Below are 20,394 nucleotides of genomic sequence, written 5' to 3' on the forward strand. Positions count from 1 at the left end.
GAGGCGGCCCGCCCGGCGGGGGCAGCCGGGGTACGGACCTCACCCCGGCGGGGGCCGGGCCGGGCGTGGCGGTGGTGAGGGCTGCGGTGCGGCCGGGGGTGGGCCCGCGCGGGCTCGGACCGAGGGGGTGAAAGGCCCCGCCGCGACCCGGGCCGAGACCTCGGTGACCTCGCCCTCCACCCGGCACCCGCCGAGCACCGTGCCCTGGGCACGGGCGACCCGCCCCGCCGCGGCGCAGGCGGCCTCCGGCCCGTGCGCCCAGCTGGCCGCCGCCGCCAGGGCCGCCAGATCGGCGCCCGCCGCCGCCCGGTGCCGGGCCACGACCGCCTGCCCGAGCAGGAGCACCCCGCCGAACACCGCACCCAGCACCGTGACGACCAGCGCGGCCCACACCGTGGCCGAGCCCCGGTCCCGGTCCCGGCTCATGGCAGCGGCCCCACGCTGTCCTCCGCCAGGGCCACCGCCTGCGCGCCGAGCCGGACCGGCAGTCCGCCCGGCCCCGGGGCGGGCGCGGCCACCCGCACCCGCCACAGGTCCCCCTCGCGCTCCAGCGCCACCTCCGCGCCGGAGGGTGCGGCCGAGCGGGCCGCCGCCAGCGCCACTTCCGCCGGCTCCGACCGGGCCGCCGCCCGGGCACCGGCCCGGGCCGCGTCCACACACCGGATCTGCCCGGCCGCCGCCATCAGCGCCCACACCAGGAGCGCGGCGAACAGCACCAGCGCCGGAATCACCATGGCGGCTTCCGCCGTCACATATCCCCGGTCTCCCAAGGCCCGTGACTTTCCCTCAGAACGGCACATCGAGCGCCTTCCCGATGGTCGACTGAAGGGCCGTGGCGACGACTTCACTCGTCACCACCTTGTACAGAACGGCCGCGAACGCACACGCAGCGATCGTGCCCATGGCGTATTCCGAAGTCGACATTCCTGCATCGCTGCGGCAGCCCCGCAGGGCCGTCCGGACACGAAACCAGATGATCCTCATGACAGTCTCCGTTGATTTCCGTCGGTGATGAAGGTCGTTAATGCGTGGCCCCTGTGGCGTCAGGTGTCCGAGAGAAGTCCGGAGGCCATTCCGATCACCACGGGCGCCACCCCGATCGCGAGAAATGCGGGGAGGAAACAGAGCCCCACCGGCGCGGTGACGAGCACCGCCGCCCGCTGCGCCCTGGCCCCCGCCTGCCGGGCCCGGTCCGCCCGCAGGGCCGAGGCGAGCCGGGAGACCGGCTCCGCGGCCGGGGACCCGGTCCGGGCCGCCCGCTCCAGGCACCCGGCGAGCGCCCCGGCGCCCGGTATCTCCGCGAGCCTCCCCCACGCTGCCCCCGGCTCCCCGCCCAGCCGCAGCTCCGCCCCGGCCAGCGCCAGCCGCTCGCCCACCGGCCCGCCGAGGGACTCCCCGACCACCTCGGCCGCCTCCACGGGACCGGCACCGGCCGCCAGGGTCGCGGCCAGGAGGTCGGCGGCGAAGGGGAGCTGACGCTCCGCCTCCTTCGGGTCGACCCCGGCCGGCGGGCGCGCCCTGGCCCGCCAGCGCCACACCCCGAGCGCCGCCGCACAGCCGGCCGCGGCCCCGGTCACCCCGCCGATCACCACCCAGCTGGCCAGCAACGCCCCGGCAGGCCCGGCCCACCCGGCCACCGCACCCCGTATCCGGGAGCCGAGCCCGGGCCCGCGGACGGCCCGCCGCACCGGCAGCACGGCCTCGATCCGCCGCCGGGCGGCGCGCGAGCGCACCCGGGCCGCACACACCGACGCCACACCCAGCACCGCCGCCGCGAGGCACAGCGCCGTCCCCAGCCTGTGGACCACGAAGCCGTCCATCACCGCTCCCCCACCCGGACGATCCGCCGGCACCACAACAGCCCCAGCACCTCCAGAAGCACCCCGGCCAGCAGGCACCCCCAGCCCGTCGGGGTGTGCAGCAGCACCCGCAGCGGATCCGCCCCCAGCCCGGTGCCCATCAGCAGGCCGACGAGCGGCAGCAGGGCGAGCACCACCGCCGTGGACCTGGCCCCGGCCAGCTGGGCCCGCAGCGACTCCTCCCGGTCCCGCTCGGCCCGCAGGGCCCCCTCCAGGCGGTCCAGCCCGGCGGCCAGGCCCGCGCCGCCGTCCACCGACACCCGCCAGCAGGCGGCCATCCCGGCGAGCCCCTCCGCGCCCGGCTCCCGCGCCGCCTGGCGCAAGGCCCCCGGCACGTCCCCGCCGAACGCCGCCGCGGCCAGGACCCCCGCCTCCGCGGCTCCCGGTCCGCCCGGGCCCGAGACCGTCCGGCGCATCGCCGCGGTCAGCGCCTGCCCCGGCTGCGCCCCGGCCCGCAGCTCTCCCACCGCGGCCCCGCACAAGGCGATCACCTCGGCCGCCCGCGCCACCCGGGCCCGCTCCCCCGCCCGCACGCGCAGCCACCGCCGGACCAGCGGCACCGCCGCCGCACCTGCGGCCACCGGGATCGGCGAACCGGCGAGCAGCGCCAGCAGCAGCCCCGCCCCGAGCGGGGCCCACTCCCGCCACCGCGCGGCCCGGACCCGTACCGCGATCACCAGCCGGTCCCAGCTCACCGGGCCGTCGGGCAGCGTCGGGGCGCCCCCGGCCAGCACCACCCGGGCACGCCGCGCCGCCCGGTCTCCCCCGGCCACCGTCCAGGCGGCCGCCCCTGCACACAGCACCCCGGCGAACACGGGCACGGACAGGGCCGCCACGGCGCTCACCGGGCACCTCGCAGCAGCGGCCGCAGCCGCTCCCAGCCCCGCTCCCGGACGAAGCCCCGCGCGGCCCAGCGCAGCGCCGGTACGGTCACCACCAGCCCGGCGGCATCCCGCTCCAGCACGTGCACCTCTGCCACCCGGCGCCGCCCCTCCCGGTCCCTGACCAGGTGGATCACGAGGGTCAGGGCGGCCGCCAACTGGCTGTGCAGGGCGGCCCGGTCGAGCCCGGCGGCCGTTCCGAGGGCCTCCAGCCGGGCCGGGACATGGGCGGCCGCATTGGCATGGACCGTCCCGCAGCCACCTTCGTGGCCCGTGTTCAGAGCGGCCAGCAGGTCGGTGACCTCGACGCCCCGGACCTCGCCGACCACCAGCCGGTCGGGCCGCATCCGCAGCGCCTGCCGTACGAGGTCGGCCAGGGTGACCAGCCCGGCGCCCTCCTGGTTGGCCGGCCGGGCCTCCAGCCGCACCACGTGCGGATGGTCGGGACGCAGTTCTGCCGAATCCTCGGCCAGCACGATCCGCTCGCCCGGTCCCACCAGCCCCAACAGGGCGCTGAGCAAGGTGGTCTTGCCCGTGCCGGTCCCCCCGGAGACGAGGAACGACAGCCGGGCCTCGATCATCTCCCGGAACAGCCGCTGACCGCCGGGCGGCAGCGTCCCCGCCGCCACGAGTTCCTCGAGCGTGAAGGCCCTCGGCCGCACCACCCGCAGGGAGAGGCAGGCCGATCCGACCGCCACCGGAGGCAGCACCGCGTGCAGCCGGGTGCCGTCCGGCATCCGGGCGTCCACCCAGGGCCGGGCGTCGTCCAGCCGCCGGCCCGCGACGGCGGCCAGCCGCTGGGCGAGCCTGCGCACGGCGTCGGGGCCTTCGAAGGTCACCCCGGTCAGCTCCAGCCCTCCGCCCCGGTCCACCCACACCCGGTCGGGGGCCGCCACCAGCACGTCGGTGACCTCCGGGTCGGCGAGGAGGGCTTCCAGCGGCCCCGCCCCGACCAGCTCGGACCTCAACTCGGCCGCGACACCGAGCACTTCCGTGTCCCCGAGCAGCCGCCCCTGGGCCCGCAGCGCCGCGGCGACCCGGGCCGGGGTCGGCTCCGCCCCGCTCTCGGCGAGCCGCTGGCGCACCGCGTCCAGCAGCAGGGCGCTCATGCCGGCACCCCCTGGGCGGGGCCGAGGGCCCGCTGCCAGAATCCGTCGCAGAAGCGGGCCAGCGCTCCCCGCCCCTGGGACCCCGGCGGTTCCCCCTCGGCCACCCGGCCCGGGAGCCCCACCTCCACCGGCACCTCGCCGGCCAGCGGGACCCCGAGCAGCCCGGCCACGGCCTCGGGTTCGAGCCCGCCCGGACTGCGGCCCCGTACGACGACGCGCACGTCCCGGGCCACCATCCGCACCCCGGCCGCCACCCGGCCCGCGGCGGCCACGGCCCGCAACTCCCCCGGCACCACCATCAGGACGAGGTCCAGCTGCGCCAGCACCTCGGCCACGGCCTCGTCGACCCGCCGGGGCAGGTCGACCACCACCACCCCGCCCCTGCGGCGCGCGGCGGCCAGCACCGAACGCATCGCGGCGGGCGGCACGACCACCCGGTCCCCGCGGTCCCAGCTGAGCACCCGCAGCGCATGCAGTTCGGGAAGGGACTCCTCCAGGGCTCCGGCACCGACGCGGCCCCGCGAACCTGCGAAGTCGGGCCAGCGCAGCCCTTCGGCGGACTCGCCCCCGAGCAGGACGTCCATGCCGCCGCCGAGCGGGTCCCCGTCGACGAGGATGGTCCGCTCCCCCGTGCGGGCGGCCCGCAGCGCGAGGGCGCAGGCGAGGGTGGAGGCTCCGGCGCCGCCGCTCCCTCCGATCACACCGACGGCCAGGGCGGGGCGTCCGGCGCCCTCGACCACATCGGCGATGCGGTCGACGAGGAGGTTCTCGGCGTCGGGCAGCCGGAGCACCTGCTGCGCGCCGATCTCCACGGCCCGCTGCCACACCCGGGGGTCGTCGAGATCCCGGCCGACGAGGAACACCCCCTCCCGGCGGGGTGCTCCGCGCACCCGCCGGGCGGCGTCGTCCCCGACCAGCACGAGCGGCGCGGACTCCCAGCCGGCACCCGCACCGCCGTCACCGGCGGGCCGGTGCTCCGGCACGGCGTGGTGCACATGGGGGTCGGCCCCGGCCGCGGCGCACAGCCGCAGCAGGTCGTCGAGCAGCAGGGGGTCCTCGGTGATGATCAGCGGCCGTCCGCCGACCGGCGCCGCCCCGCCGACGGGCGACCGCCGCCCTCCGACCAAGGCGGACTCTCGCACTCCATTTGACTTCGATCGCACCACGATCTCCGCCCCCTTCTCCCTGCAAATCCAGCACCGCGGACTTCGCGGCTGGAATCACGGTGCAGCGATCGGGGAAAACGAGTGGATCTTGAGCGAAAACTGTGGACAGCCAAGCGATTGTGAATATCCCCGTCACCCTCACAGGTGAGTTCAGAGCGCGGCGGAACCACTACGCAGCGTCACGAGTCTGAGAGAGGAGAGGGCCTTCGCCACGACGGTCCGCACGAGCGAAAGGACCGTAGGGATGGACACTTGGGGCCGAAGGCAGGGACGCGAACCGCGTCCGGACATGCGACGACCCCCGCCGGGGGGGAGAGCGGGGGTCGTCCCCACGGTCCGACTCGGGGGGGGAGGAGCCAGACCGGGTTAGCACGGTCGCGAACGATCCGTGACTTCCATGGTGTACCCGAGAGGCCTCTTAGGCAAACCCACGCGCCACACCTTACGCCGAATGGTGGGCGCATATGCTCGGGGCGTGGAAAATCAGCCCTTGCCGCACTCCTTGCCTCGTACCGCAGCCTTCTTCGACCTGGACAAGACGGTCATTGCGAAGTCGAGCACTCTGACGTTCAGCAAGTCCTTCTACCAGGGCGGGCTCATCAACCGACGAGCCGTGCTGCGCACCGCGTACACGCAGTTCATCTTCCTGGCCGGCGGCGCCGACCACGACCAGATGGAGCGGATGCGCGAGTACCTGTCCGCCCTCTGCAAGGGGTGGAACGTGCAGCAGGTCCGGGAGATCGTCGCGGAAGCCCTGCACGACCTCATCGACCCGATCATCTACGACGAGGCCGCGTCCCTCATCGAAGCCCACCACACGGCCGGCCGGGACGTGGTCATCGTGTCGACCTCCGGCGCGGAAGTCGTCGAGCCGATCGGGGAGATGCTCGGCGCGGACCGGGTCGTCGCCACCCGGATGGTCGTCGGCGAGGACGGCTGCTTCACCGGCGAGATCGAGTACTACGCCTACGGCCCCACGAAGGCGGAAGCCGTCCGCGAGCTCGCGGAGTCCGAGGGCTACGACCTCTCGAAGTGCTACGCGTACAGCGACTCTGCCACGGACATCCCGATGCTCGAGGCGGTCGGCCACCCGCACGCCGTCAATCCGGACCGGGCGCTGCGCCGGGAGGCGGTGGCCAGGGAGTGGCCGGTCCTGGTCTTCAACCGGCCCGTGCGGCTCAAGCAGCGGCTACCCGGACTCTCCATGCCCGCCCGTCCCGCACTGGTCGCCGCGGCGGCCGTGGGCGCCGCAGCGGCCACGGCGGGGCTGGTCTGGTACGCGAGCCGGCGCCGGGCGCACGCACTGGCTGCCGCCACCTCCGCCTGACGCCTGACGCCTGACGCCTGACGCCCGACCGGAGCCGAACCTCCGGGATGTCCCGGACCGCCCCGACCTGCCGCTTTTCGGGCTGTCCGGTTCGCCCCGACCCGTCCGCGAAAGTAAAGAAGTGGAGCCAGGGGTTTCGCATATCCGCCAAGCGGAGTACAAAGTAGTTAACGGCCCGCGAGACCAAAGAACATCCGAGAGGATCATCTTTAAAACGCAGTAAGGCCCACGGACCGAAGCACGAACGCCGAGCACCCACGCGACGTCGACCCGTCGATTACGGGCCAGCCGCACCAGGTGACGGGCAAAGCTCCCGACCTGATGGGCAATCATCGAGGACGCTTGGTAACTGGGCGCAAGTGCCAGCGGCGACACCAAAGCAAGACGGTGTCGCCGCAACCCTTTGTCCAGGCGAGAGCAGCCCGGGCCGTCGTCCGGCCTCAGGCCGCGCCGCGCTGCAGGGCCTCGCAGACCGCCGTGGACTCGCGGACCCCGAGCTCGATCGCGCGGCCGCAGTGGGCGATCCAGGCCGCCATCCCCTCCGCGGTTCCCGAGACGTAGCCCTCGAAGGCCTCCAGGTAGGCCTCGCGCCCCTGCTCCGCATGGCCGACCTCCGCCGGGCAGATCGCCTTGGGGTCCAGCCCGCTGTTGATGAGGACGATGCGCTCGGCCGCCCGCGCGACCAGGCCGTTGTACGTGCCGAAGGGGCGCAGGGCCAGCAGCTCCCCGTGCACCACCGCCGCCGTGACCAGCGCCGGGGCGGAGCCGCCCGCGATGATCAGGGACGAGAGGCCCTCCAGCCGTCCGGCGACCTCCTGGGCGTCCGGCAGCGGCAGGTCCACCAGGGGCTCGTCCACCGGTTCGCCCGCCAGGCGCGGGCGGCCCACCACGTCCCCGTCCGCCGTCGAACCCGAGGCCACCAGGTGCAGCCGCGCCAGGACCCGCAGGGGCGACTGCCGCCAGATGCTCAGCAGCTGGCCGGCTTCGGCGGTCAGCCGCAGCGCCGCGCCCACCGTCAGCGCCTCGACCTCCGAGCCGAAGTCGGTCCGGCGGCGCACCTCCTCCAGGGCCCAGTCCGCCCCGGACAGGGCCGCGCTCCCGCGGGCGCCGCGCAGGGCGGCCTCCGAGGTGATCTCCCCGCTGCGGCGGCGCATCACCCGGTGCCCGTAGACCCGGTCCACCGCCTTGCGTACGGAATCCACGGACTCGGCGACACCCGGGAGCCCGGCCAGTGCGGCCAACGGGTCAGAAGCGCTACTCATAAGTAGGGAGCCTACGCACTGCAACGCCATAGCACCGACCCCTCCTTGGAGTGGTCTTCTTCACTCACACAGACCACGCACCGCTACCGAGCCACTACGCTTGGTGAACATGAAGATCGCTTTCGTGGGAAAGGGCGGCAGCGGAAAGACCACGCTGTCCTCCCTCTTCATCCGCCACCTCGCCGCCAATGAGGCCCCCGTCGTCGCGGTGGACGCCGACATCAACCAGCACCTGGGCGCCGCGCTCGGGCTCGCCGAGGACGAGTCCGCCGCGCTGCCCGCCCTGGGTGCGCACCTGCCCCTGATCAAGGAGTACCTGCGGGGTTCCAACCCCCGCATCCCCTCCGCCGAGACGATGATCAAGACCACCCCGCCCGGTACGGGCTCCCGCCTGCTGACCGTCACCGAGGACAACCCGGTGTACGAGGCCTGCGCGCGCACCCTGCTCCTCGACGGGGAGCCCGTACGGCTCATGGCCACCGGGCCGTTCACCGAGGCCGACCTGGGGGTGGCCTGCTACCACTCCAAGGTCGGAGCGGTGGAGCTCTGCCTCAACCACCTGGTCGACGGGCCGGACGAGTACGTCGTGGTCGACATGACCGCCGGCTCCGACTCCTTCGCCTCGGGCATGTTCACCCGCTTCGACGTGACCTTCCTGGTGGCCGAGCCCACCCGCAAGGGCGTCTCCGTCTACCGCCAGTACAAGGAGTACGCGCGGGACTTCGGGATCGTGCTCAAGGTGATCGGCAACAAGGTGCAGGGCCCGGAGGACATCGAGTTCCTCCAGGACGAGGTGGGCGAGGACCTGCTGGTCACCGTCGGGCACTCGGACTGGGTGCGGGCCATGGAGAAGGGCCGGCCGGCCGCCTTCGAGCTGCTGGAGGCGACCAACCGGCTGGCCCTGCAGGCCCTCCAGGACGCGGCCGACGACTCCTACGCGCTCCGCGACTGGGGCCGCTACACCGAGCAGATGGTGCGCTTCCACCTCAAGAACGCGGAGAGCTGGGGCAACGCCAAGACCGGGGTCGACCTGGCGGACCAGATCGACCCCGGTTTCGTCCTGCACGAGCGCCTCGGGGAGCCCGGGGAGTTCGGAGGGCTCACGGAATCCGGGGAGCTCGGACAGCTCGTCAGTCCTCGTCCGCTCCCTCATCAGCCGGCTCCCCAGCCTGCGTGACCTCGGCCGACGTCGCGGGGGCCGCGGGCTTCGCCGGCGGCCCGGCGGTCAGGAACTTCGTCCAGCCGTCCTTCGGCGCCTCGCCGACGTCGAGGCTGCGCATCCACTCCAGGGCCTTGGGGTCCTGGGCGTCCAGCCAGTCGGCCAGCTCGCGGAACGGGACGCAGCGGACCTCCTTCTGCGTGCACATGGTCTTGATGGACTCCTCGACGGCGCGCATGTAGGTGCCGCCGTTCCAGGACTCGAAGTGGTTGCCGATGATCAGTGGCGCACGGTTGCCCTCGTAGACGCGGTCGAAGGCCTTCAGGAGGCCGTCGCGCATCTGGTCGCCCCAGTACTCGTGCTGGGAGGGGTCGCCCTGGGAGGTCGTCCCGGACTGGTTGACCATGTAGTTGTAATCCATGCTCAAGGTGTCGAAGGCCCTGCCCGGCATGGGCACCAGCTGGAGCGGGAGGTCCCAGAGGCCGTCGGTCTTCTTGGGCCAGATCTGCTTGCTGATGCCGCTGGAGTCGTAGCGGAAGCCCATGTCCTTCGCTGCCAGCATGAAGTTCTTCTGGCCTTCGAGGCAGGGGGTGCGGGCGCCGATGAGCTCCTTGTCGTAGTCGAAGGGGAGCGCCTCCACGTCCTTGAGGCCCGAGTTGGTCTTCCAGTTCTTCACGAAGGACTTGGCCTGGCTGACCTCGCTCTTCCACTCCTCCACCGACCAGGTGCCGACGCCGCCGTCGGGACCGCAGAAGTGGCCGTTGAAGTGGGTGCCGATCTCGTTGCCCTCCAGCCAGGCCCCGCGCACCTGGACGGCGGTGTCCTTGATGCCCTGGAGGTCGCCGAAGCCGATGTCGGAGCGGCCGGGCGAGTGCTGCGGTGCGGTGTAGAGGGAGCGCTTCTCCTCCGGGAGCATGTACACGCCGCTGAGGAAGTACGTCATCCGCGCGTTGTACTTCTTGCCGACCTGGCGGAAGTGCGAGAACAGCTTCTGGCTGTCCTCGCCGGCGCCGTCCCACGAGAACACCACGAACTGCGGCGGCTTCTCACCGGGCGCCAGCTTCTGCGGCTTCTGCACGTTCGGCTGCGGGCCGGTGTAAGCGGTCGATCCGTCACCGATGGGCCGGTTCACGCTGCCGGGGAGCTCCGGCGCGGCGGCGCCCTTCTTGGCCCCGGGGGCCGGGGACCTGCCGGACTCCGAGCCGCTGCACCCGGCGGCGCACAGCACCAGCGCCGTGGCGACCAGGCCACCAGCGATCTTCTTCGTGGCGGCGATCATCCGCCCCACCTCTCCCTCGCAGTTCCGACGCAGGACTTCCGCGCCGCAACTTCCCACGCGATGTGTTCTAAGGAAGATGTGACAAGCCGTACAAAATGCCTATTCACCCATGAGTGCTAATTCGTAGACCATTTGCCCGTATTGCTCACCACTTCTCTTTACTCTCCATTACCATTCATTTACTGAGTGTTGAGACTCCCGCCGCTTCATCCCTCCCCAGAGGAGACGGGACCTTATGACTGCCACTGCCCCCACCACCCCGACGAACAAGGCCGCCCAGGCCAACCTGCCCGCCGACCTCTCCGCCTCCGTCGCCGTCTTCCTGATCGCCCTGCCGCTCTCCCTCGGCATCGCCCTGGCCACCGGCGCCCCGCTCCAGGCGGGGCTGGTCGCCGCGGCGGTCGGCGGAATCGTGGCCGGGCGGCTTGGCGGCGCGCCGCTCCAGGTGAGCGGGCCCGCCGCCGGACTCACCGTCGTCACCGCCGAGTTGATCCAGCACTACGGCTGGCGGACCACCTGCGCCATCACCGTGCTCGCCGGTCTGTGCCAGCTCGGGCTCGCCTTCCTGCGGACCGCCCGGTCGGCCCTCATGGTGAGCCCGGCCATCGTGCACGGCATGCTTGCGGGCATCGGCGTGACCATCGCGCTGGCCCAGCTGCACATCGTGCTCGGCGGCACACCGCAGAGCTCCGCCGTCTCCAACGTCCTCGGACTGCCCGGGCAGTTGGCCGACCTCCACCCGGCCGCGCTCGGCGTCAGCATCCTGACGCTGATCGTCCTGCTCAGCTGGCCCCGGCTGCCCGGACGGACCGGCCGGGCCCTGCGCAAGGTGCCGGCCGCGCTCGCCGCCGTCGCCACGGCCACCGCCCTGGCCTCACTCGCCGGGCTCACCCTGCCTCGGGTGGACCTGCCCTCCTGGCGCAGCCACGCGCTGCCCGAACTGCCCCAGGGGCCGCTGCTCGGCCTCATGGCCGCCGTACTGACCATCACCCTGGTCGGCAGCGTGGAGTCCCTGCTGTCCGCCGTCGCCACCGACAAGCTCATCGGCTCCGAGCGCAGCACGGCCGACCGGCCGCCCCGCGCCGACCTCAACCGCGAACTGCGGGGCCAGGGCGCGGCGAACATCGTCTCGGGGGCGCTGGGCGGCCTGCCCATCACCGGTGTGGCCGTCCGCAGCGTGGCGAACGTCAAGGCCGGTGCGACCAGCCGGCGTTCGTCCATGCTGCACGGCTTCTGGGTGCTGCTGGCGGCCGCCCTGCTCGTCCCCGTCCTCGACCTGATCCCGCTCGCCGCGCTGGCTGCCCTGGTGATGGCCGTGGGCGTGCAGATGGTCAGCATCACCCACCTGCGCAGCGTCACGCGGCACGGCGAGGCCCTCGTCTACGGCACGACCATCGTGGGCGTGGTGCTCGGCGGTGTCCTGGAGGGCGTGGCCATCGGCATCGCGGTCGCGGTGGCCCTGGCCCTGCACCGCCTCGCCCGGACCCGGATCACGCTGGAGCGGCAGGACAGCGGCGTCCACCAGGTGTGGGCCCGCGGGCAGTTGACCTTCCTGGCCGTACCCCGGCTGAGCCGGGTGCTGAACCAGATCCCGCACGGGGCGCACGTCGTGGTGGAGCTGGACGGCTCGTTCATGGACCACGCGGCGTACGAGACGCTCCACGACTGGCAGGACTCCCATCGCGCCCACGGGGGTTCGGTGGAGGTCACCGGCCGGTCCGGAAGCCGGGCCTCGGAGGCAGACCTGGACCGGCGGGACGGCCAGCGCGGGACGCACCAGTGCTGCCGGCCCTGGACCCCCTGGCAGAACCACTGCGACCACCAGCCCGCACGGAGCCGGACGGCTGCGGCCGCGGCCTCGGCCTCGCCCTCCCCCGCGCCCTCCTCCGCCTCCCCCGGGGCACGGACGGCGGAATCCGCGGCTCCGGCACCTCGCCGGCGCGGCGCCGGCCAGCTGGCGAACGGGATCGGCACCTTCCAGCGGGACACCGCCCCGCACGTACGGGACGAGCTGGCCCGGCTGGCCCGCGAGGGCCAGCGGCCCTCGCAGCTCTTCCTCACCTGCGCGGACTCCCGCCTGGTGACCAGCATGATCACGGCCAGCGGCCCGGGCGACCTGTTCACCGTCCGCAACGTCGGCAATCTGGTCCCGCTGCCGGGAGCCGAGTCCACGGACGATTCGGTCGCAGCCGCCATCGAGTACGCCGTGGACGTGCTCCAGGTGGACAGCATCACGGTCTGCGGCCACTCGGGCTGCGGAGCGATGCAGGCGCTGCTCAATTCCGCCCCCGGGGTCCCCATGACCCCGCTGCGCCGCTGGCTGCGGCACGGGCTGCCCAGCCTGGAGCGGATGGCCAGCCGCCACCACGCCTGGGCCCGGATCTCCGGGCGGCTGCCCGCCGATGCGGTGGAGCAGCTGTGCCTGACCAATGTGGTGCAGCAGCTGGAGCACCTGCGCGCCCACGAATCGGTGGCCCGGCGGCTCGCCGAGGGCACCTTGGAGCTGCACGGCATGTACTTCCACGTGGGTGAGGCGCAGGCCTATCTGCTGTCCGAGGGCGAGGACTTCTTCGACTGCCGCGTCTTCGACAGCGTCGGCCAGAACGCCTGAACCGATACCCTCCCGTATCCGTGCAACCGGTTGGCCCCTTCCTGCGCCCTGCAGCGGGAAGGGGCCATTCGCGCGCCGTTCACGTGGTCCGCACGCGCGCCCAGACGTGCTATAGGTCTAAACCAATTTCCGGCAACCCCTTGTCACCTGGGCCGCTGACTGATGAGCTATGCCCGGGGACACAACGGACACCCTGGGAAAGGGAGATGTCGTGAGCAATGAGAGCCTGGCCAATCTGCTCAAGGAGGAGCGGCGGTTCGCACCGCCTGCCGATCTGGCCGCCGCTGCCAATGTCACACAGGCTGCGTACTCACAGGCCGACGCGGACCGGCTGGGCTTCTGGGCCGAGCAGGCCCGGCGGCTGACCTGGGAGACCGAGCCGACCGAGACGCTCGACTGGAGCAACCCGCCCTTCGCGAAGTGGTTCGCGGACGGCAAGCTGAACGTCGCGTACAACTGCGTGGACCGCCACGTCGAGGCCGGCAACGGCGACCGCGTCGCCCTGCACTTCGAGGGCGAGCCCGGCGACAGCCGCGCGATCACCTACGCCGAGCTCAAGGACGAGGTCTCCAAGGCCGCCAACGCCCTGACCGAGCTCGGGGTCCAGGCCGGCGACCGCGTCGCCGTCTACCTGCCGATGATCCCCGAGGCCGTCGTCGCGATGCTCGCGTGCGCCCGCGTGGGCGCCGCGCACTCCGTGGTCTTCGGCGGCTTCTCCGCCGATGCCGTCGCCTCCCGCATCCAGGACGCCGACGCCAAGCTGGTGATCACCGCCGACGGCGGCTACCGCCGCGGCAAGCCGAGCGCCCTCAAGCCGGCCATCGACGAGGCCGTCGCCAAGTGTCCGCAGGTCGAGCACGTCCTCGTGGTGCAGCGCACCGGCCAGGACACCGCCTTCACCGAGGGCCGCGACGTCTGGTGGCACGAGATCGTCGGCCGCCAGTCCGCCGAGCACACCCCGCAGGCCTTCGACGCCGAGCACCCCCTCTTCATCCTCTACACCTCGGGGACCACGGGGAAGCCCAAGGGCATCCTGCACACCTCCGGCGGCTACCTCACCCAGGCCGCGTACACCCACCACGCCGTCTTCGACCTGAAGCCGGAGAGCGACGTCTACTGGTGCACCGCCGACATCGGCTGGGTGACCGGGCACTCCTACATCGTCTACGGGCCGCTCGCCAACGGCGCCACCCAGGTGATGTACGAGGGCACGCCGGACACCCCGCACCAGGGCCGCTTCTGGGAGGTCGTGCAGAAGTACGGCGTCACCATCCTCTACACCGCGCCCACGGCGATCCGTACGTTCATGAAGTGGGGCGACGACATCCCCGCGAAGTTCGACCTGTCGAGCCTGCGGGTCCTGGGCTCGGTCGGCGAGCCGATCAACCCGGAAGCCTGGATCTGGTACCGCAAGCACATCGGCGGCGACCGCTGCCCGATCGTGGACACCTGGTGGCAGACCGAGACCGGCGCGATGATGATCTCCCCGCTGCCGGGGGTCACCGAGACCAAGCCGGGCTCCGCGCAGCGCGCCCTGCCCGGTATCTCCGCCACCGTCGTGGACGACGAGGCGCACGAGGTCCCGAACGGCGGAGGCGGCTACCTGGTCCTCACCGAGCCGTGGCCATCGATGCTGCGCACCATCTGGGGCGACGACCAGCGGTTCATCGACACCTACTGGTCGCGCTTCGAGGGCAAGTACTTCGCGGGCGACGGCGCCAAGAAGGACGAGGACGGCGACATCTGGCTGCTCGGCCGGGTCGATGACGTGATGCTGGTCTCCGGCCACAACATCTCGACCACCGAGGTCGAGTCGGCGCTCGTCTCGCACCCCTCGGTCGCCGAGGCGGCCGTGGTCGGCGCCACCGACGAGACCACCGGCCAGGCCATCGTGGCCTTCGTCATCCTGCGCGGCAGCGCCTCCGAGACCGACACCCTGGTCGGGGAACTGCGCAACCACGTGGGCGCCACCCTCGGCCCGATCGCCAAGCCCAAGCGGATCCTGCCGGTGCAGGAGCTGCCGAAGACCCGCTCGGGCAAGATCATGCGCCGTCTGCTGCGCGACGTGGCGGAGAACCGCGCGGTCGGCGACGTCACCACCCTCGCCGACTCCTCGGTCATGGACCTGATCCAGAGCAGGCTCCCGGCCGCCGGCAGCGAGGACTGACGACACCCGCACGGCCGAGGAGGGGCATCCGGCGCGACGCGCCGGATGCCCCTTTCGCGCTTAAAGTGATGATCGCCGGATACGCCCTCGCGCTGACCCTGTAAAATATTGAAAGCGTAAAGAAAGTCCACAGGGTGCGCCGGGAAGTCTGGTCGGCAACTGCATTGTCATGCCGTCGACCACCCCGGAGGTTCCCCCGTGGCAGCGCCCACCCCCACCGACCGCCAGAGCCGCAAGCTGCTCGGGCGGCTCTCGCTGCCCGAGCGCACCTTCGTCGCCGATGCGCTGCGCACCGAGACCGTCGGCGGCGTGCTCCTGCTGGTGGCCGCCATCGCGGCGCTGATATGGGCGAACATCCCCGCCCTCTCCGACAGCTACGACAGCGTCCGGTCCTTCCACATCGGACCCGCCTCCCTGGGCCTGGACCTCTCGCTCCAGCACTGGGCGGCCGACGGCCTCCTCGCCGTCTTCTTCTTCGTCGCGGGCATCGAGCTCAAGCGCGAACTCGTCGCGGGTGACCTGCGCGATGCCAAGGCTGCCGCCCTCCCGGTGATCGCCGCGCTCTGCGGCATGGCCGTGCCCGCACTGGTCTACGTACTCGTCAACACCCTGGGCAGCGGCTCGATGGACGGCTGGGCGGTCCCGACCGCCACCGACATCGCCTTCGCCCTCGCCGTCCTCGCGGTCATCGGCACCTCGCTGCCCTCCGCGCTGCGCGCCTTCCTGCTGACCCTCGCCGTGGTCGACGACCTCTTCGCCATCCTGATCATCGCGGTGTTCTTCACCAGCGAGATCGACTTCCTGGCCCTCGGCGGCGCCGTGGTGGGCCTGGTGCTCTTCTGGTTCCTGCTCCGCCGCGGCGTCCACGGCTGGTACGTCTACGTGCCGCTCGCCCTGGTCATCTGGGGCCTGATGTACAACAGCGGGGTCCACGCCACCATCGCGGGCGTGGCCATGGGCCTGATGCTGCGCTGCTCCCGCAAGGAGGGCGAGGAGCACTCCCCCGGCGAGCACATCGAGCACCTGGTCCGGCCGCTCTCCGCCGGTCTGGCCGTACCCCTCTTCGCCCTCCTCTCCGCCGGGGTCTCCCTCTCCGACGAGGCCATCGCGCAGGTCTTCACCCGGCCCGAGACCCTCGGCGTGGTCCTCGGCCTGGTCCTCGGCAAGACCCTGGGCATCTTCGGCGGCACCTGGCTGGCGGCCCGCTTCACCAAGGCCGAACTCAACGAGGACCTCGCCTGGCCCGACGTCCTGGCGGTGGCCTCGCTGGCCGGCATCGGCTTCACCGTCTCCCTGCTGATCGGCGAACTCGCCTTCGCCGGTGACGCGGTCCTCACCGACGAGGTCAAGGCCGCCGTCCTGATCGGCTCCCTCATCGCGGCCGTGATCGCGGGCGTGATGCTCAAGCTCCGCAACCGCAAGTACCGGGCGCTCACCGAGGACGAGGAGCGCGACGAGGACCACGACGGCATCCCGGACATCTACGAACAGCACAATCCGGAGTACCACCTCCGGATGGCCCGGATCTACGAGAACAGGGCCGCGGAACACCGCCGCAAGGCGGCCACGGCCGCATCGGCAGCAGCCGCAGCCGCGGCCGAAGCGGCGGCCGGGTCCAGCAACGACGCCAGCCGTCCGGCATGATCTGACTGACGACGGAGCCGCCGCCCACGGCGGACGACATCGGTCGACAGCCGACGACAGAGGGAGAGAGCGATGAGCGCAGTGGACCAAGGGGCGCAGGGAGCCGAGCGCACACTCGGCCAGCTGGTCGCCTCGGCCACCGCCGAGATGTCCGCCCTGGTGCACGACGAGATCGCCCTCGCCAAGGCGGAGCTCCGCCAGGACGTCAAGCGCGCGGGCATCGGCGGTGCCGCCATCACCGTCGCAGGAGTGTTCGCCCTCTTCTCCCTGCCGGTGCTGAGCTTCGCCGCGGCGTACGGGATCCACAACCTCGGACTGGGCCTCGCCTGGTCCTTCCTCATCGTCGGCGCGGCGTTCCTGCTGCTCGCGGGCCTGCTGGCGCTGCTCGCGGTGGCCAAGTTCAAGAAGGTCAAGCCGCCGGAGAAGTCCATCGCCTCGGTCAAGCAGACCGCGGCGGTCGTCAGCACCGTCAAGCCGCACCCGCGGCCGGTCAGTGACAAGGCTGTGGGTGTGGCACGCTCGTCCTCATGACAGCGCCCACCCCGGATTCCAGCACTCCGCCCACTGCTGCCACGGCGGTGCGGCTCGACCTCCCCGGCGACCGGGCGGTGACGCACCGGGACGTGGCCGCCAACGGCGCCCGCTTCCACGTGGCCGAGGTCGGCGACGGGCCGCTGGTCCTGCTCCTGCACGGGTTCCCGCAGTTCTGGTGGACCTGGCGGCACCAGCTGACCGCGCTCGCCGACGCCGGGTACCGGGCGGTCGCGATGGACCTGCGCGGGGTCGGCGGCAGCGACCGCACCCCGCGCGGCTACGACCCCGCCAACCTGGCGCTCGACATCACCGGGGTCGTACGCTCCCTCGGCGAGCCGGACGCCGCCCTCGTCGGGCACGACCTGGGCGGGTACCTCGCGTGGACGGCGGCCGTGATGCGGCCCAAGCTGGTGCGCCGGCTCGTGGTCTCCTCGATGCCGCACCCGCGCCGCTGGCGCGCGGCGATGCTGTCGGACTTCGGCCAGACCCGGGCGAGTTCGCACATCTGGGGCTTCCAGCGGCCCTTCGTCCCCGAGCGGCAGCTCGTGGCCGACGACGGGGCCCTCGTGGGGCAGCTGATCAGGGAGTGGTCCGGGCCGCGGCTGCCCGAGGACGAGGACCTGACGGTGTACCAGCGGGCGATGTGCATCCCGTCCACGGCGCACTGCTCGGTCGAGCCGTACCGCTGGATGATGCGGTCCATGGCGCGGCCGGACGGGCTCCAGTTCAACCGGCGCATGAAGCGGCCGGTGCGGGTGCCGACGCTGCACCTGCACGGTTCCCTCGACCCGGTGATGCGCACGCGCAGCGCGGCCGGCTCCGGGCAGTACGTCGAAGCCCCCTACCGCTGGCGGCTGTTCGACGGTCTCGGGCACTTCCCGCACGAGGAGGACCCGGCGGCCTTCTCGACCGAGCTGGTGAACTGGCTGAAGGACCCCGAGCCGGACCGCTGACAGATGCCGGGGCCCGGGCCGCTGACGGTCCGTGGAGGGGCGTTGAACGGTCCGTGGGCGGGCTGCTGACGGACCAGCAGGTGGAGCCGTACGCCTGTCCTACAAACATTCAATTGCCCGGCGCATAGGCCAATTGGCCGCCCCTGACGGGGTTACCGACCTTGGGGCCCGGGCACAGCTCGGAGTATGAGCTGGACGCACGACTACGGTGACACCACGCACGAACACCGCCCGGCTGCTGCCTCGGGCACCCACGAGAGGGCGGGCCGGCACGGCCACGACCCCCGACTCGGGATCTCCCGCATCCTGCGCCGCCGGGCCCGATGGGTCTCGGCACGCCTGCGCCATCCGCGGACGTAGACCTCGCGGAAGCCGCCCTTCCTGCCGTACGGGCCCCCGTGCCCGTACGGCTCAGAGGGCGCAGCCCTGGCTGTCGACCCGGCGTTCGGCGGTCTTCCCGATCCTGATGTCGTCGCGGATCTCGTCCACGGACAGCGCGTAGCCGGTGTTCGGGTCGTCCAGGGACTTCGCGAAGACGACCCCGTAGACCTTGCCGTCGGGAGTCAGGAGCGGACCGCCGGAGTTGCCCTGGCGGACCGTCGCGTACAGGGAGTACACGTCCCGTCGCACGGTGCCGCGGTGGTAGATGTCCGGGCCGTTGGCGTTGATGCGGCCGCGCACGCGGGCCGCGCGGACGTCGTACGCGCCGTTCTCGGGGAAGCCGGCGACGATCGCGTCGCTGCCGCTCGCCGCGTCCTTGTCGGCGAACTCCAGCGGCGGGGCCTTCAGTTTGGGCACGTCCAGGACGGCGATGTCGCGCGCCCAGTCGTAGAGCACGACCTTGCCGTCGTACAGCTTGCCCTCGCCGCCGACCTGCACGGTCGGCTCGCCTACGCCGCCCACGACGTGCGCGTTGGTCATCACCTTGCCCGGCGCGAAGACGAAGCCGGTGCCCTCCAGCACCTTGCTGCAACTGGGCGCGGTGCCCACGACCTTCACGATCGAGGCCTTGGCCTGCTCGCTGACGGGGCTGGTGGCCAGCCCCGGATCGGGCGCCCTCACCTCGGTGATGGGCTCGTTGGAGAAGGGGTTGAAGACCTGGGGGAAGCCGCTGCGGGCGAGCGTGGAACTGAAGTCCGAGAACCACGTGTTGGCCTGGGCGGGCAGGACCCGCGACACGCCGAGGAGCACCTTGGAGTTGCGGACCTCCTTGCCCAGCGTGGGCAGTGAGGTGCCCGCGAGCGCCGAGCCGATCAGCCAGGCCACCAGGAGCATGGCGACCACATTGACCAGGGCGCCGCCGGTCGCGTCGAGCGCGCGCGCCGGTGACCAGGTGATGTGGCGGCGGAGTTTGCCGCCCAGGTGGGTGGTGAGGGCCTGGCCGATCGAGGCACAGATGATGATCACGACGACGGCGATGACGACCACCGTGGACGAGGCCTGCTTGCCGTTGTCCGTCACCCGGTCCCAGATCAGCGGGAGCAGGGACACGGCGATGAGGCCGCCGCCGAGGAAGCCGATCACCGACAGGATGCCGACGACGAAGCCCTGGCGGTAGCCGACGATCGCGAACCACACGGCCGCGAGCAGCAACAAGATGTCCAGCACGTTCACGTGGGTCACCGTCTCACGAGCGCCAGTCGAGCGGGACCTGCCGGGAGCGGTCCCAGGGCCGTTCCCATCCTGCGTAGTGCAGCAGGCGGTCGATGACTCCGGCGGTGAAACCCCAGACCAGAGCCGACTCGACGGTGAAAGCGGGGCCGTGGTGGCCGCTCGGGTGGATCGCGGTGACGCGGTGCCCGGGGTCCGTGAGATCGGCCACGGGGACCGTGAACACGCGGGCGGTCTCGGCGGGGTCCACGGCGCCGACGGGACTCGGGGCCCGCCACCAGCCGAGGACGGGGGTCACCACGAACTCGCTGACCGGGATGTAGAGGCGGGGCAGCACCCCGAAGAGCTGGACCCCGGCGGGATCGAGCCCGGTCTCCTCCTCGGCCTCGCGCAGGGCGGCGCGCAGCGGGCCGGTGGTGTGCGGGTCGCCGTCCTCGGGGTCGAGGGCGCCGCCCGGGAAGGAGGGCTGGCCGGCATGCGAGCGCAGACTGCCGGAGCGCTCCATCAGGAGCAGCTCGGGGCCGCGGGGGCCCTCGCCGAAGAGGATGAGCACGGCGGACTGGCGCCCGCGGCCGTCCTCGGGCGGCAGGAACCGGCTGAGCTGGGTCGGCCGGACGGTCCGCACGGCCTCCACGACCGGGTCGAGCCACTCGGGCAGGCCGTGCGTGCTCAGGGCGATGCTGCCGCCCTTGCCCGCACGGGCGCGGGCCCCGGCGCCGCCGCCGGGCGGTCCGGCGTCCTGCGCGCCCGTATCGGCCACCGGGCTGTTCTGTGTCGCCCCAGTCATAGGCACCCCTGTCCGTGTTCCCCCGGACCGCCAACGCGGTCCGGG

The 20,394-nt window shown here is 72.5% G+C and carries 19 protein-coding genes; 8 read left to right on the top strand and 11 right to left on the bottom strand.

Going from position 1 to position 20,394, the window contains the following annotated elements; all coding sequences use genetic code 11:
• Positions 1-39 precede the first annotated feature (39 nt).
• The 7 genes from IO30_RS0101770 to ssd are packed head-to-tail and all read right to left on the bottom strand — an operon-like array spanning position 40 to position 4,976.
• Positions 40-426 (bottom strand): Rv3654c family TadE-like protein, encoded by a 387-nt coding sequence (locus IO30_RS0101770; protein ID WP_037892773.1) that lies wholly within the window; start codon positions 424-426, stop codon positions 40-42.
• Positions 423-800: a TadE family type IV pilus minor pilin gene (locus IO30_RS0101775; protein WP_051858918.1), complete on the bottom strand. Its 378-nt coding sequence runs from the start codon at positions 798-800 to the stop codon at positions 423-425. The genes IO30_RS0101770 and IO30_RS0101775 overlap by 4 nt, the downstream gene beginning before the upstream one ends.
• On the bottom strand, positions 787-984 hold the full coding sequence (locus IO30_RS0101780; RefSeq protein WP_031138496.1) for a DUF4244 domain-containing protein: 198 nt from the start codon (positions 982-984) through the stop codon (positions 787-789). The genes IO30_RS0101775 and IO30_RS0101780 overlap by 14 nt, the downstream gene beginning before the upstream one ends.
• A 59-nt stretch (positions 985-1,043) precedes the next feature.
• Positions 1,044-1,820 carry a type II secretion system F family protein gene (locus tag IO30_RS0101785; protein WP_031138498.1) on the bottom strand — a complete coding sequence of 259 codons (777 nt, stop codon included), beginning with the start codon at positions 1,818-1,820 and terminating at the stop codon, positions 1,044-1,046.
• Positions 1,820-2,704 (bottom strand): type II secretion system F family protein, encoded by an 885-nt coding sequence (locus IO30_RS0101790; RefSeq protein ID WP_373316486.1) that lies wholly within the window; start codon positions 2,702-2,704, stop codon positions 1,820-1,822. The genes IO30_RS0101785 and IO30_RS0101790 overlap by 1 nt, the downstream gene beginning before the upstream one ends.
• On the bottom strand, positions 2,701-3,849 hold the full coding sequence (locus tag IO30_RS0101795) for a TadA family conjugal transfer-associated ATPase (protein WP_031138502.1): 1,149 nt from the start codon (positions 3,847-3,849) through the stop codon (positions 2,701-2,703). Before IO30_RS0101795 ends, IO30_RS0101790 begins: the two co-directional genes overlap by 4 nt.
• Positions 3,846-4,976, bottom strand: coding sequence for a septum site-determining protein Ssd (gene ssd / locus IO30_RS0101800; RefSeq protein WP_031138504.1), 1,131 nt, complete (start codon positions 4,974-4,976; stop codon positions 3,846-3,848). The genes IO30_RS0101795 and ssd overlap by 4 nt, the downstream gene beginning before the upstream one ends.
• A gap of 490 nt (positions 4,977-5,466) precedes the next feature.
• Between ssd and IO30_RS0101805 the strand changes: the two genes are divergently transcribed.
• Positions 5,467-6,342 carry an HAD family hydrolase gene (locus IO30_RS0101805; RefSeq protein ID WP_031138506.1) on the top strand — a complete coding sequence of 292 codons (876 nt, stop codon included), beginning with the start codon at positions 5,467-5,469 and terminating at the stop codon, positions 6,340-6,342.
• Positions 6,343-6,782: 440 nt separating this feature from the next.
• On the opposite strand, the gene IO30_RS0101810 is transcribed toward IO30_RS0101805, so the two are convergent.
• Positions 6,783-7,604 (bottom strand): Fic family protein, encoded by an 822-nt coding sequence (locus IO30_RS0101810; RefSeq protein ID WP_031138508.1) that lies wholly within the window; start codon positions 7,602-7,604, stop codon positions 6,783-6,785.
• Positions 7,605-7,713: 109 nt separating this feature from the next.
• Here IO30_RS0101810 and IO30_RS0101815 point away from each other — a divergent pair, with 109 nt between their 5' ends.
• Positions 7,714-8,781 carry an ATP-binding protein gene (locus IO30_RS0101815; protein WP_234321529.1) on the top strand — a complete coding sequence of 356 codons (1,068 nt, stop codon included), beginning with the start codon at positions 7,714-7,716 and terminating at the stop codon, positions 8,779-8,781.
• Here the strand turns inward: IO30_RS0101815 and IO30_RS0101820 are convergent.
• Positions 8,735-10,042 carry a polysaccharide deacetylase family protein gene (locus IO30_RS0101820; RefSeq protein ID WP_031138512.1) on the bottom strand — a complete coding sequence of 436 codons (1,308 nt, stop codon included), beginning with the start codon at positions 10,040-10,042 and terminating at the stop codon, positions 8,735-8,737. The two genes, IO30_RS0101815 and IO30_RS0101820, sit on opposite strands and share 47 nt — an antisense overlap.
• 235 nt (positions 10,043-10,277) lie before the next feature.
• On the opposite strand from IO30_RS0101820, the gene IO30_RS0101825 reads away from it, so the two are divergent.
• From IO30_RS0101825 to IO30_RS45835, 6 genes are all read left to right on the top strand, one after another.
• Positions 10,278-12,653: a SulP family inorganic anion transporter gene (locus IO30_RS0101825; protein WP_051858919.1), complete on the top strand. Its 2,376-nt coding sequence runs from the start codon at positions 10,278-10,280 to the stop codon at positions 12,651-12,653.
• A 169-nt stretch (positions 12,654-12,822) separates the two neighbouring features.
• Positions 12,823-14,820 carry an acetate--CoA ligase gene (acs, locus tag IO30_RS0101830; protein WP_078903730.1) on the top strand — a complete coding sequence of 666 codons (1,998 nt, stop codon included), beginning with the start codon at positions 12,823-12,825 and terminating at the stop codon, positions 14,818-14,820.
• A 198-nt stretch (positions 14,821-15,018) separates the two neighbouring features.
• Entirely contained in the window at positions 15,019-16,464 is a 1,446-nt protein-coding gene (gene nhaA / locus IO30_RS0101835) for a Na+/H+ antiporter NhaA (RefSeq protein ID WP_031138518.1), read from the top strand.
• A 72-nt stretch (positions 16,465-16,536) separates the two neighbouring features.
• Complete coding sequence (locus IO30_RS0101840; RefSeq protein ID WP_031138520.1) at positions 16,537-16,995, top strand: phage holin family protein; 459 nt, start codon at positions 16,537-16,539, stop codon at positions 16,993-16,995.
• A complete protein-coding gene (locus tag IO30_RS0101845; protein ID WP_031138522.1) occupies positions 16,992-17,951 on the top strand; it encodes an alpha/beta fold hydrolase in 960 nt (319 codons plus the stop codon). The genes IO30_RS0101840 and IO30_RS0101845 overlap by 4 nt, the downstream gene beginning before the upstream one ends.
• Before the next feature lie 186 nt (positions 17,952-18,137).
• Entirely contained in the window at positions 18,138-18,311 is a 174-nt protein-coding gene (locus IO30_RS45835; protein WP_167347230.1) for a hypothetical protein, read from the top strand.
• A gap of 51 nt (positions 18,312-18,362) precedes the next feature.
• On the opposite strand, the gene IO30_RS0101850 is transcribed toward IO30_RS45835, so the two are convergent.
• Together IO30_RS0101850 and IO30_RS0101855 are read right to left on the bottom strand one after the other, a co-directional pair.
• Complete coding sequence (locus IO30_RS0101850; RefSeq protein WP_031138523.1) at positions 18,363-19,565, bottom strand: MarP family serine protease; 1,203 nt, start codon at positions 19,563-19,565, stop codon at positions 18,363-18,365.
• A gap of 13 nt (positions 19,566-19,578) precedes the next feature.
• Positions 19,579-20,349, bottom strand: a complete 771-nt coding sequence (locus tag IO30_RS0101855) for an NUDIX hydrolase (protein WP_031138525.1) — start codon at positions 20,347-20,349, stop codon at positions 19,579-19,581.
• Positions 20,350-20,394 lie beyond the last annotated feature (45 nt).

Source organism: Streptomyces xanthophaeus (assembly GCF_000725805.1).
Taxonomy (GTDB): domain Bacteria; phylum Actinomycetota; class Actinomycetes; order Streptomycetales; family Streptomycetaceae; genus Streptomyces; species Streptomyces xanthophaeus.